The organism is Vibrio sp. SCP2, from assembly GCF_059295395.1.
On sequence record NZ_JCAFVV010000001.1, the window covers coordinates 1,392,832 to 1,405,891 of the forward strand.

The 13,060-nt window shown below is 44.7% G+C and carries 12 protein-coding genes; 6 read left to right on the top strand and 6 right to left on the bottom strand.

Annotated features, from left to right (window positions below; translation table 11 throughout):
- The 4 genes from AC5O63_RS06650 (at position 1) to yddG (ending at position 3,091) form a co-directional block, all read left to right on the top strand.
- Positions 1-615, top strand: a complete 615-nt coding sequence (locus tag AC5O63_RS06650) for a LysE family translocator (RefSeq protein WP_004745114.1) — start codon at positions 1-3, stop codon at positions 613-615.
- Between the two features lie 102 nt (positions 616-717).
- Positions 718-1,719, top strand: a complete 1,002-nt coding sequence (locus tag AC5O63_RS06655) for a Gfo/Idh/MocA family protein (RefSeq protein ID WP_494504368.1) — start codon at positions 718-720, stop codon at positions 1,717-1,719.
- A gap of 10 nt (positions 1,720-1,729) precedes the next feature.
- The gene (locus tag AC5O63_RS06660) at positions 1,730-2,128 is read left to right on the top strand and encodes an OsmC family protein (RefSeq protein ID WP_069668372.1); all 399 of its coding nucleotides are present in this window, start codon (positions 1,730-1,732) and stop codon (positions 2,126-2,128) included.
- A gap of 60 nt (positions 2,129-2,188) precedes the next feature.
- Entirely contained in the window at positions 2,189-3,091 is a 903-nt protein-coding gene (gene yddG, locus AC5O63_RS06665) for an aromatic amino acid DMT transporter YddG (protein WP_494504369.1), read from the top strand.
- Between the two features lie 8 nt (positions 3,092-3,099).
- Here yddG and AC5O63_RS06670 read toward each other — a convergent pair whose 3' ends face one another.
- Positions 3,100-3,576, bottom strand: a complete 477-nt coding sequence (locus AC5O63_RS06670; protein WP_494504370.1) for a L,D-transpeptidase family protein — start codon at positions 3,574-3,576, stop codon at positions 3,100-3,102.
- A gap of 277 nt (positions 3,577-3,853) precedes the next feature.
- Here AC5O63_RS06670 and AC5O63_RS06675 point away from each other — a divergent pair, with 277 nt between their 5' ends.
- Together AC5O63_RS06675 and AC5O63_RS06680 are read left to right on the top strand one after the other, a co-directional pair.
- Entirely contained in the window at positions 3,854-5,977 is a 2,124-nt protein-coding gene (locus tag AC5O63_RS06675; RefSeq protein WP_494504371.1) for a sensor domain-containing diguanylate cyclase, read from the top strand.
- Positions 5,978-6,467: 490 nt separating this feature from the next.
- On the top strand, positions 6,468-7,100 hold the full coding sequence (locus AC5O63_RS06680; protein ID WP_494504372.1) for a porin family protein: 633 nt from the start codon (positions 6,468-6,470) through the stop codon (positions 7,098-7,100).
- A gap of 73 nt (positions 7,101-7,173) precedes the next feature.
- Here AC5O63_RS06680 and AC5O63_RS06685 read toward each other — a convergent pair whose 3' ends face one another.
- Genes AC5O63_RS06685 through AC5O63_RS06705 form a run of 5 tightly spaced genes read right to left on the bottom strand, consistent with a single transcriptional unit; the run spans position 7,174 to position 13,056 of the window.
- Entirely contained in the window at positions 7,174-8,805 is a 1,632-nt protein-coding gene (locus tag AC5O63_RS06685) for a BatD family protein (protein ID WP_494504373.1), read from the bottom strand.
- Positions 8,805-10,703: a vWA domain-containing protein gene (locus tag AC5O63_RS06690; protein WP_494504374.1), complete on the bottom strand. Its 1,899-nt coding sequence runs from the start codon at positions 10,701-10,703 to the stop codon at positions 8,805-8,807. The genes AC5O63_RS06685 and AC5O63_RS06690 overlap by 1 nt, the downstream gene beginning before the upstream one ends.
- Positions 10,696-11,667, bottom strand: a complete 972-nt coding sequence (locus AC5O63_RS06695; RefSeq protein WP_494504375.1) for a vWA domain-containing protein — start codon at positions 11,665-11,667, stop codon at positions 10,696-10,698. Before AC5O63_RS06695 ends, AC5O63_RS06690 begins: the two co-directional genes overlap by 8 nt.
- Positions 11,660-12,136 (bottom strand): DUF4381 domain-containing protein, encoded by a 477-nt coding sequence (locus AC5O63_RS06700; protein WP_004745484.1) that lies wholly within the window; start codon positions 12,134-12,136, stop codon positions 11,660-11,662. Before AC5O63_RS06700 ends, AC5O63_RS06695 begins: the two co-directional genes overlap by 8 nt.
- 2 nt (positions 12,137-12,138) lie before the next feature.
- The gene (locus AC5O63_RS06705) at positions 12,139-13,056 is read right to left on the bottom strand and encodes a DUF58 domain-containing protein (protein ID WP_494504376.1); all 918 of its coding nucleotides are present in this window, start codon (positions 13,054-13,056) and stop codon (positions 12,139-12,141) included.
- Positions 13,057-13,060 lie beyond the last annotated feature (4 nt).

Consider the following 13,060-nt stretch of genomic DNA (forward strand, 5'->3'; position numbering starts at 1 on the left):
ATGACGTTCACGGTATGGTTGTCTCTATTCACGATTTGTATTCTTGGTGCGATGTCTCCCGGGCCGAGCCTTGCGATGGTTGCAAAACATAGCCTTGCCGGAGGGCGACTGAATGGTTTAGCCGCGGCTTGGGCACATGCAATCGGTATTGGTATTTATGCGTTTATTACCTTAATTGGCTTGGCGGTGGTACTTCAGCAATCTCCTTTGCTGTTTAAAACCATTAGCTATGCCGGTGCCGCTTATTTGGCCTATCTTGGTTACAATGCTTTGCGCTCCAAAGGCGGTGTAGCAGCAAGGCTTGAATCCGGTGAGCAGACGAGTATCTGGCAGTCTGCCAAAGAAGGTTTTTTGATTTCTTTGCTTAGCCCAAAGATCGCACTTTTCTTTATCGCGTTGTTTAGTCAGTTTGTCGCTGTGGGTGATAGCGTTGCTGCTAAAGGTTTGATTGTCTTGACCCCGCTAGTCGTAGATGGTTTATGGTACACCCTGATTACATTTTTGCTTTCCAGTCCGCGATTAATTGATAAAATCCGCTCAAAAGCTTTGCTAATAGACCGACTGTCAGGCGCTGTTTTAATTTTGCTTGCTGTGCGCGTTATTCTGACGGTTTAATTCCCTGTACAACAACGGCCAACGCTTCGAAATTTAAACTCGATGTGATGGGTCTAGATTGGGTATTCATGTTGGCAAAGTGTCGTAAAAGGAGAATTAAGAATGATAAGACTGGCTATCATTGGTACCAACTGGATTACCGACCAATTTGTTGAGGCTGCTTTAAAAACAGGCGAATACCAACTAAGCGCGGTGTATTCGCGTTCGTTAGAGAGTGCAGAGCGATTTGCAGAAAAGTACGCCTCGCCTGCTTTATTTGATGACTTAGATCTACTGGCCGCATCTCCACTGTTTGATGCGGTTTATATTGCGAGTCCCAATATCTTGCATGGGCCGCAAGCGCTGCAAATGATGAAAGCGGGAAAACATGTGATTGTCGAAAAGCCAATGGCATCGAATCTCGCTTTGGCGAAACAAATGTTTAAAGTGGCTGAAGAGAACAATGTGTTGTTATTCGAAGCCTTCATGTCAGCGCATATTCCTAACTTCAAACGCTTGAAGGATGAGCTGTCGTCGATTGGTCAGATCCGCAAGGGCTTTATCACTTACTGCCAATACTCTTCGCGCTATCCAAAGTACTTGGCGGGAGAAAACCCTAATACGTTTAATCCAGAATTTGCCAATGGCTCAATTATGGATATTGGCTTTTACTGTTTAAGTTCTGCGGTTGAACTGTTTGGCGAGCCGAAATCCGTTAAAGCTGCCGCTCAGCTTCTTGATTCTGGCGTCGATGGCAGTGGTAGCGTTGTTCTCGAATATGATGGGTTTGAAGTGGTGCTTCAGCACTCGAAAACGAGTGACTCTTATTTGCCAAGTGAGATTCAAGGTGAAGAAGGGGTATTGTTGATGGAAATGATATCAACCGCTAAGAAGTTGACTAAGTTTACCCGTGGTAGTGATATCGGTATTGATCTTAGCGTTAAGCAAGAGCTCAACCCAATGTATTACGAAGCACTTGAATTTGCTTCCCAATTCAAGCAACAATCAATGAATTCAAGCTGCACTCAACGTTCGTTAATTGTAGCCAAACTGCTAGAGGAAATTCGTCGCCAAACAGGCGTGGTATTTCCGACAGACAAAAAGAACTTTACGAAAAAGAAATAGAGAGAATCAGATGCAAGCGGAAGTAAAGTGGATTGAAGAATTCAAGTTTCTAGGACAATCGCAGTCAGGGCATTCTATCGTGATGGATGGCAATGGCGGTGCTACTGCTCCTAGCCCGATGGAAATGGTTTTGATGGCAGCGGGTGGCTGTAGTTCAGTTGATGTTGTCGATGGCCTAAAAGAAGCGGGTCAAGCAGTGACTGCCTGCAATGCAAAACTGACCACAGAGCGCCGTGAAACTGCACCGCGAATCTTCACACAAGTGAATATTCATTTTGAAGTGTCGGGCGACAACCTTTCTCCAGAAGTGGTCGCAAAGGTTGCTGCTGACTCTTTAGAGAAATATTGTTCTGTGTGTCTAATGCTAGGTAAAGGCATTGAAATGACGCACAGTTGGGAAATTATCTAATTCCCGTTTTGTTGCTTAAGCCGAGCGCTAAGCTCGGCTTTTTTGTTTGAGAAATTCAAAATGATCAACAGTTCTCATAAATTCACCATCGCTGGCGTTGTCGCAATTCTTCTTTGGAGTAGTGTGATGGGCTTTGCTAGAGCAGTGACTGAAATGCTAGGTCCAATTGGCGGGGCGGCATCGATCTATACGGTCGCGTCGCTATTTCTCATTATGGTGATGGGCGTACCAAAAGTACGTAACTACTCGTTGCGTTATGTGCTGATTGGTGGGGGATTGTTTGTTGCCTATGAGATTTGTCTGGCGTTAGCACTTGCAATGGCGAACTCGCGCCAACAAGCCATTGAAATGTTAGTGATTAACTATTTATGGCCTGCGCTGACCGTTCTACTGGCGGTGATAACAAGTGGTAAGAAAACCAGTGTTTGGGTGTACCCAAGTATTGCTCTGGCGTTTTTTGGGGTTGCTTGGAGCATAACTGGCGATCAAGGGCTTTCAATGGCCCAAATAGCGGCGAATGTAGCGACTAACCCAGCGACCTACACCATGGCCTTTGTTGGTGCTTTTTTATGGGCTATCTATTGTAATTTAACCAAGCGCATTTCGAACGGGCAGAATGCCATTACGCTGTTCTTCATTATGACTGCGATAACCCTGTGGATTAAGTATGCGTTAAGTAGTGAAACGGGAATGACGCTTAATCTTGAGTCAGGTGGATTGCTGCTGATCTCAGGAATTGCCATGGGGAGTGGTTATGCACTTTGGAATTACGCCATTATCGGTGGAAACATGGTGCTGCTTGCGACGTTATCCTATTTCACACCAGTTCTTTCAACGGTGATTTCGTCTTTTATTCTTGGACTAGTCCTGACCCAGAGTTTCCTACAAGGTGTAGTGATGGTCACTGTCGGATCTTTGATGTGCTGGTGGGTGACCAGAGAAAAAGCTCAGCGAACCGAGTAGGCTTAGCTTTACCAAGAAATCTCTATGGGTGTGCCAGGAGCGACTAGTTTTAGTAATTCGTCCATCTCTTGATTGCTAATCGCAATGCACCCGTCTGTCCAGTCAAAGCTTTGCACATAGTTGGCTGGACGAGTTTCTCCATTCTTTAATCCATGAATCTTAATGTTGCCACCTGGATCTAAGCTCAAAGAGCTCGCATAGGCGATATCTTTTGCATTTGGATAACTGATATGAATTGAGCGGTGAAATTCGGAGTCTTCAATGATGAAATCTAAGTAGTAGCGGCCTTCCGGTGTGCGTTGATCTCCTTCATGGATTTTGTGCCCCTTAGGACGCTTACCAAGAGCAATACGAAACTCCTTAACGACTTGATTATTATCGATCAAGTACATCCGCCTCTTCGACTTATCGACCTTAACTAAGTCAACCTCAGCAAAAGCTGGAAAGCACAGGGTAACGCCCACTATGTAAAGCCATTTTGCCAAATGATTCGTCCTTTTCCTCTCTTCTTCTATCAGTGTAAATCACATCGTATAGGCTTGGCACCTCATCATTTCAAACTATTACCCGAAAGTTGGGCTGTAACGAAAATGAAATTTATGGAAACAAGATCATACAAAATGCAGTAGGTATCATAGTTGGATAACTTGGTTGGAGCTATTTGCGAGTCACTTAACAACCGCCTGCAAATATAATTGATTGCCCACCTCTAGCTGATACGTTTTATCCGTATAGCAATAATAATATATTCAGGCTAGGGTTATGCTTCCACGAGTGCTTCTCAAAGATATTTTGTCGGCTAGAAATCAACGGTTTCTGGCTAACTCCTTGTTTCAATATTTGGACGAGTTGGTCGAGCCTGAAAGCATTGGTGTGTTTGCAGAGCGAACTAGTGAATCCGGTCAGAAATTCCTATTTAAACGTGGCATACCAACTACGATTGCCTCCTATCCGGAAACATTTTGGGCATGGGTATCTCAGTTTGATACTTCAGATGGTCTGATTCCTTTAGCCATGAACACTTGTCATTGGGAATATACCGAGATAATGGATAAAGACAGCTATGTCTTTATGCTCGATAACCATCCAGAAATGCGCACTTATCTCATCATTGAAGGTTTAAAAGTTGAGCGGCTTAATGAGCTTAACCAAACGCTTCATTTAGATTCCTTACAAGTCATCGCATCACGTTGGCAATGTGTGCGTGCAGAGACTGAAGCCGCCAAAGAGTTTAAGCAAAGGGATATCAAAGAAGCCAAGTATCTAGATGTGATTAAGCAGCGAGAGCTGTTTATCGACAACATGAAGTTGGTACAAGAAGTGGCGGTAGAGATTTCTAATCCAGCCAATTTAGATGAACTGTATCGATTAGCGATAGAAGTGATCCGTGACAAACTAGGATTTGATCGAGCTGTTTTCATGTTACTCGACATCAAAAAGCGCTGTTTTAGCGGCACTTATGGGACGGATGAAGAGGGTAAAACCGTCAGTGAGCATCATACTCAGTACGATCTCCATCAGCTTGAGGAAACCTACATTGATGCGTTGCTTGAAGGTAAAGAGAATCTAGTCGTCGTGGAGGAAGCGCCTTTATATACGGCGGGAAGTGTCGTGGGACAAGGTTGGAATGGAATGCTGATCTTGCGTGATGGTGATGAAACTATTGGCTGGATTGCGATGGACAACTACATAAACCGTACGCCTATCACTTCCTATCAGCGCCAAATGCTAGAATCGTTTGGGTCTTTACTATCACAGATTTACATTCGCAAACGTCAAGAGCAAAACGTACGTATGCTCCATGCGAGCATGGTTGAGCTCTCTCGTTGCATGACAGTGAGTGAAGTCTGTAAGTCGGCGGTGACGTTCGCCATTAATCGCCTAGGGATCGATCGCTTTGCCGTGTTTCTCACAGACAAAGATTGCACTCATATGCAAGGCACTTGGGGGACAGACATTCGCGGTAATGTGGTGGATGAGTCTTACTACCGCTCTGAAACGGTAGATCGCTCAATTGTTAAAGCGGCTCAAACCAATCCAAATGAAGTGGTATTTGAAGAATCAGTGCCTATTTATCACGATTTTCATATTGTTGGTTTCGGCTGGACTGCGATGACAATGTTAGTCAATAACAGCGGTGAACCTATCGCTTTTATCGCGGCTGACAACCTGATCAAACGTTCTCCTTTGACCCACCAGTTGCGGGAAGTGATTCGCATGTTCTCTTCCAACTTAACTGAAGTACTGCTGCGAACGCGAGCGCAAGAGGCCATCCACGAGCTTAATGACAACCTTGAACGAGAGGTCAAAGCGCGAACTAGAGAATTACAGAAAGCCAATGAACAGCTAGAAAGGATGGCTAAGCTTGACCCGCTGACGCGACTGGGCAATCGTCGAATGTTGGAGTCATTGCTAGAAGAGATCTGTTTTGAATGCTGTGATAAACCCAACTACTACGGTTTGATCCTTGTCGATATCGACCACTTTGGCCTGTACAACAATCAGTATGGTCATATGCAGGGCGATATTGCTTTGATGCGGATAGGTAGTATCTTGCAAAGTTACGCTCAATCGGAGCGAGAAGTGTTCTGCCGTATTGGTGGAGAGGAGTTTGCGCTTCTAGTTTCTAGCCATGAGCCTGAAAAAGTTCACCGCCTATCAGAGAGCATTCGCGATAGAATTGAGCAAGAAAACATCGCCCATGAGCAAAGTACCGTACACAAGTCACTCACAGTCTCTATCGGTTACTCAGTCATGGAGCTCAATCAAAGCGAGTTTAGCTTCGATAAGCTTTACCATTCTGCCGATAAGTCACTCTATGAAGCGAAAAATAAAGGACGTAATCAGGTTGCTGGAACAGTCTCCACACTTGAAAGCATCAGCTAACCTCTTAATGTTCGGAACAACTCAAACTATACAATCACAGTATGTGGTTACTGACTTGCTTGAAAATTATCCATTTTCTCGCGTATGAGCGATCTAGTTAGGTATTTTGTAATACCATTCATTTCCTTTCAGCAATCGAATTGGTTTGGTGTAAGCCATTTTCAAGGTTTATAGTATTGTGCTCGCTGATAAATAACTACACCTTTCCATTTTTATCCTTCATTTCTTATAATTTTTCGATATAAAACCCTCCAATTTTCGTGAAAAGTGCGGCAAAATTCTGTTGTTGTACACTGTTTAGTGAGGTTTTTAGAGTTTTAACACTAATAATTTATCGGGTTTATCGTTTGCTTTTTTCGATGATTATTTTAATGAAACACTGTTTTTTAGTTTGACAAAGATTTAAAAGTCTCTATAGTGCGACATCGAACTAAGGCGAAGGAACGCTATCTATTGATAACTTTTATTTAATACTTAGAAGGTAATGAAAATGAAAAAGGTTCTTTCTGTAGCAGCAGTAGCACTAGCTCTTTCAGCAACAGCAACAGCAGCACAAGCTCACGAAGGTCTGTACGTTGGCGGTAACTTCCAAATGGGTAACTTCGACTTAAAGGTGCCTAGTGACGCTCCAGATGATTTCAAAAACAAGGTTGGTGGAAAGTACTCAGCGGCAACACTTAATCTTGTTGCAGGATATGATTTTAACCAGTACTTTGCGGTTGAAGGTCGTGTTGGCCTACCATCTTCATCTGAAAAATCTTCACAAGGTTACGAAGGTGGCGTATTAGAAATTGAAGGTAAGCCACAAACTTCTTATGCTCTATTTGGTAAAGGTACGTTACCAATCACAGATATGTTTAGTGTTTATGCTCTTGCGGGTGTTGGCTCTTCTCCATATAAAGTAGATGTTACAGCTACGTACCAAGGTAAGTCTGTCAAAGCTGAAAACAAATTTGATGATGTTAGCCTTCAGTATGCAGCAGGCGTAGAAGTGAACTTCACTCCACAAATTGCTATGACAGCTGAGTACGGCATGTACGGCTACGGTAAAAAGAAAATTGCTGAACAAGAATTCAAATACGACACGACTGCTTTTAATATCGGTCTAAAATACAAGTTCTAATTTAGCTTGCTGAAAAACATTTGTCTTTAATAGAAAGCCGCTTAGTAAAGCGGCTTTTTTACGTTTGAATCAATTATAGAGGCGGGAGCTGGTCTTTGTGTCGACTTGAGCCAGTTCGTTTTTCTGCTTGTTTGATTAGCGCGATTAGCTCGCTTGCTTGCCAGTTTTGATTAGAGTTCGAGTATTGACTTTGGTTCATCTCAGCGACTTGTTTATCGATCTTCTGCTTAAGATCAGAGCTGATATAAGGATGCTCATCTAACCAAGTTCGCACTAAATAGCTGGCTTTGACTTTGTCATCTTCTCTGAGAGCGTTAACAAGCTTATCTGCTGTAGTGCTTGTTTGTTGTACTTGAGTATCAATTTGAGGTGACTTCTGACGCTTTCTAAGTAAAAGCACTAAAGTCGCTAACCACAAAACAGCAAATAGCGTGGTGAGATAAGGCCAGTAGCCGGCATCATAGAGCGTAACGGTTTTGGTTGTTGGTTGAGGCGTAGCAGGTGAACTGATAGGCTCATTGTTAAGTGCAGAAGCAGGGGCAACATCAAGACTTAACCCGTTCAAAACGGACTCTTGGGCTGAACTGTCACTGCTGTTCCACCAGTTTAGCTTGATATCGTTAAGCTTAACTTCACCTTGTTGCTCGGCGATAATCACTTGCTTGATGGTCATGCGCGTAACGCCATTGGCCAATTCGTTGAACTTTGGTTTCTCTTGATACACTCTAACAGAGCTTGGGTAGTTGACTTTTATTTCAGGAAAACGCTCACTGGCTAGACCTTGAATATCAAGGTTTATCTCACGTGTGATGGACTCACCGACGCGAGTTGAGTGTTCGGTAGAAGCATCAATTTGCTCGCCATTTGAGTCTTGCCATTGCTGCGACAGTGAAAGTGATGCTGCAGGAAGCCATTTACCTTTGTAATCAGTGGGGATTGGCTTTACCTTAATTGTGAACTGTTTGGCAGGGGTATTGGCGGATACCAGTTTAGTGGTCCCAGTGCGGTCGTCGCCATAAACTACGCTGCCTTTAAATCCGATTCCACTCAATGTGAACTCTCCGGCAGCATCAGCAGTGACGCGATAACTTTGATCCAATACCGTCACTTCAACGCCGTCTAGCACACTTTGGTACTGTTTTGGCTCGCCTAGCGCTACAAGCGAAATCCCTTGTGCCTTTGGCGGAATAACATTTGGATTCTGTAGACGACGTGGATCCGCTTTAACGATTAATCTCGTTGTCAGTGTCGCGCTTTCATTTGGGTAGAGCTGAGACTTGCTTAACTGGCTTTGTACCTCAATCAAGTCGCTAATTTTGGGCTCGTTACTATCTACAGATACTTGGATTTCAATTGGTTTTGAAGATGCGCCATCTAGAGTGAAAGCGGGGATAGTTGCAACACCTAGACGCTGGGGCGCGAGCGTTATGTTCCATTCACTTCGAGTAGAACGATCGCCGTTAATGATATTAACTGAACTACCAAAACTCGGGCGACCTAGATAAAAATCTTGCTCAAGCGAGCTAAAATCTAGCGCGTCCGATGACACTTTTTTGTCCACCACAATGCGAAGTTGAAACACTTCATTCTTGACCACTTTGTTTTTACTTACCGTGGCCAACACGTTAGTTGCCATAGCCAGCGGGCTGACTAAAGTGACTAGCAGAGCAAATAGGGCAGCAGTCAGTCTATTTTGCTTATTCATTACCATTTCTTACCTGTATCTTGTGGAGGCTGTTTTTGTTGAGCTTGAAAAATCATTTGCGCGCGCAATAGGCGACTTGGATCTCGTGCGCTTTCTACTTGCTGTAATTTTCTAAGCTCAGGCTCAATAGGTTGCTGATTGTCATCGGTGGATGTTAAAGCGGATGACTCAGGCTGCTGCGATTGCGATTCATCACTAAACTGCTCATTCAGACTAGATGAGTCGCTGTTTTGTTCAGGTTTTTGAGCAGAGTCAGAAGAAGTTTTAGGCTGCTCATCCGAACCTTGCTTAGAGGGTTTGTTTTGTTCGGACTCCTTTCCCTCATTAGATTGCTGACTTGTCTCGGATTGTTCACTATCCGAACTTTCATCATTTGATTGAGCGTTTTCTTGATTGGAAGATTGTGACTGCTGAGAGTCATTTTTTTGTTGACTCTGATTGTCGCTCGAATCACCTTGTTGCTGTTGCTGTTGCTGTTGCTGTTGCTGTTGCTGTTGCTGTTGCTGTTGCTGTTGCTGTTGCTGTTGCTGTTGCTGTTGCTGTTGCTGTTGCTGTTGCTGTTGCTGTTGCTGCGCTTGGCGCACGACATCAAGATTGTGCTTAGCGTCTTGGTTGTTCGGGTCTTGTTCAAGAATCGATTGGTAGAGGTCAACAGCTTTCTCAAACTGGCGGCTTTGTGCATAGGCATTTGCCAAGTTATAGCGTCCTTCCGCACTTGTCGTTCCTTTTAAAGATTCAATAGCACCTGCAAAATCTTGTGCTTGGTACTTTGCTACTCCTTGCCACTCTGGTTGACTAAATAGTTCTGCAGCCTTGTCGTACTCTTCGCTTTTAAAATACTGCATGGCTTGTTGGTCATTATTAAGCCAAGGGTTTGCCATAACAGGCTTAGGAGACAGAAGTGGTATCAACACCAAAGCTGCACTAAAAAATAATCCTTTGCGGAACATCAATAGAGCGGGAACAATCAGTAGCGGTATAAGCCAATACCCTTGGTTGACTTGGTCAGTAATGGTTTGATCTTTGCTTAGGCCGCCTGTTGAGTCGATATGTGATGTGATTTGAGCGATTTTCTCTACATCTTGATTGGTGATTTGAACTGGAACGAAATAACCATTGGTCGAGTTGGCAAGCGCTCTCATATTGTCAAAGTTAGACTTTGCCACTACCGGCTGACCATTGTCTTTCGTCATCAATGTACCGTCTTCAAGCTTGATAGGAGCGCCCGCGCGCGAGCCGATACCTAGAACAACCAAGCGCCAAGAAGAGTTTTGTAGCAGGTTTTCCACTTCGCTGCGCTCTTTGTCGTCGATGTCATCCGCAACGAGAATAATATCGCCTTTGGCTAGGCCAATATTGGTCATCATCTCAATCGCTAGCTTAACTCCCGAGGCCGCATTCGCACCGGGGTAGGGCATAATTTCAGGTGCAAGGTTCGGGATCAGGTTTGCGATGGTTTGTGAGTCGCTAGTCATAGGGCTAATGCTATACGCATCACCTGCATAGGCGACCAATCCAGTGCTGCCTTCCTGCCAACTGGCAAGTAGGTCAGATACTTTATATCTCGCTTGGGTTAGTCGATTTGGCTTAATGTCTGTCGCATACATCGACATCGACATATCCATTACGACAACGCGAGCTGTCGTGTTAGCAAAACTTGGTCGTTCTTGCTTACTAAAACTGGGTCCTGCGAGTGCAACAATGGCAATAAATCCACTGATGGCAATAGTGTTTAGCGTCAGTCTGCTTACATGTTTAGTTTGTACGCCTATCGCTTTGGCTAAGTGCGGAGCAATAAGAGTTTGCGAACGATTTCGTTTAAACAGCCAGACAACAATGCCTATCCAAGGTACTAGGGCAAGCAACCACATAGGGTAGAGGAAAAGAAAGCTAGACATGATTCCTCCTGATGATGAGTAGTAGAGAAAAGGCCAACAGGGCTATGGTCAGCGGCAGACCAAACCACTCCGTTTGCGGTCGCCAAGTTTGAGTTGCAGTAGTGACTGGTTCTAGGCGGTTTATTGTGTCGTAGATGGTTGCCAACTCTTCTGCATTACGAGCCCGGAAGTATTGACCTCCGGTGATATTGGCAATTTCCTTGAGGGTTTTCTCATCAAGGTCTTGGGCCGTATTTACTTTACGAGTCATAAAGAACTCTTTGACCATCATCTCTCCAGCACCAACGCCTATGGTGTAGATAGTCGCGTTGTATTTTTTAGCAATTTGGGCGGCTTCAATAGGGTCAAGTACACCCGATGTGTTGCTACCATCGCTGAGCAAAACCATCACTCTTTGCGGCGCATCGCTGTCGATAAACGTTTTTGTTGCTAACCCGATACCTTCGCCAATCGCAGTTTTGTCGCCGATCAGTCTTAATACCAACGAGTTTACCTGCTCAGAAATGGTATTACGGTCAAGCGTTAAAGGGGTCTGTAGGTAGGCATGGTCAGCAAAGAGCACCACGCCAAGTCGGTCTCCCTTGCGCTGCTTGGCGAACTCACTCACTACATGTTTAACCGCGCTTAGGCGGTCAATATAGTCGCCTTGAGCATCTTTCATATCCCTTTGGCTCATAGAGTATGAAAGATCGAGTACCAACATAAGGTCTCTGTGCTTTGGCGATGTCGTAACGGGCTCTCCGTACCATATAGGTCGCGCGAATGCCGTGACAAGAGTAAGCCATACCAAACAAGTAAGCAGCTTAGGCAAGCGATTGTTTGGGACAGTATCGTTTGCCGACGTTGGTAGGTAGGGCAGTTGGATTGGTGCCGTTGATTTCGTCGCTGGCACCAAAAAGTAAATCAATAGTGGTAATGGCAAGAGCAAAAATGCCCACCACCAGACGAAGCTAATATTAGCCACGTGAGTGACCCCTTCTTTTCTTCGGTGGTAATGCTTGGCTTACCCATTCACTGCAATCCAGTATCAACTCTGCAGAATTTGCAATAGGTTGCTTGCTGTACAATGCTTGCTGCCAGGCTTCGTAGTTGTCGCTGAAACGCGGAGTGGCTAATTGGCTGTCGAGAAACAGATACCAATCTTTCCCTGTTAACTGGGCAATCTCTTCTCGAGGGAAGTAACACAATGCGGCTTGTCTAACCAACTCAATCGCTTCAGACGGTTTTTGATCTTGAGCGAGCAGACGTAAGGCAGTCTTCTTAGGCGCTAGGCGTTTTTTGTTCCATCTAATTATCAACCAAGTTGCTAAGGTTAGCGTTAGCATACCACCAATCAGAGCCCACCATCCCCAAGCGAGTGGTAACCACGCTGGTGGCTCCGGTAAATGCATAGGGTTTAAAGGTAAAAGTGATGTTTGAGTCTCAGAGCTCATAGTTAAAATCCATGTAATTGTTGAGTCAAAGCAGCATCGCTAGAGAGCGAGGAGAAACTGATGCCCATCGTTAGGGCCATGTGTTGCAGTTGAGTCTGCTGCTGTTCGAACGCCTGTTCTATGCCGAGGCGTGTCTTGTTAGAAGAAAAATCAAGCCAGCGAGTTTGTTGCTTATTGGAGACTTGCTCTGTGCCACGATAAGCGGTTTGCCCTCGTTCTAGCGGGTCATAAATCTGAATCATTCGAACGCGATTGTGCTGGCTTAGGCGGCTAAGTTTGGACTCATGAGTTTGGGTGAATCGAGAAAAATCGCTCAAGAGTATGATCTCGCTACCTTTAGGGCAAACACGCGCGAGCGATTGCAAGGCATGGCTTACATCATAATCTGACTCTTTTTTTGCAGATAACAGTTGATGATGCAAATTCACCAGAGACTGAGTTAAAGCCAGCGCCCCTTTATTTCTCGACGTTGGTTTGAGTTCAATGAGTTGGTGCCCCGTATCGATCACCGCGCCAATTCTGTCTTGCTGAGAGACACTAAGCCAAGCGATTAAGCTTGCCATATGTGCCATCTGCACAGACTTTAACATTAAGGTAGAACCAAATAGCATAGAGGCGGATAAGTCGAGATAGAGCATGATTGGCTTTTCACGCTCTTCAGAAAACAGCTTAGTGTGCGGTTTTCCGGTACGAGCAGTAACGCGCCAATCGATAGCACGAATATCGTCGCCTGCTTGATATTGACGCACCTCGCTAAAGTCCATACCACGACCGAGCTGTCGACTCTGGTGTTGCCCCAGCATCTGTGACCATAAACTCTTGGCAGGTGGCAGCCATTTAACACATTGTTGCTTGTAGTAAAGCAATTCATCCAGTGTCAGGTTCACTCCATCGCTATAGGGAGGCAAAGCATTTTGCATATCC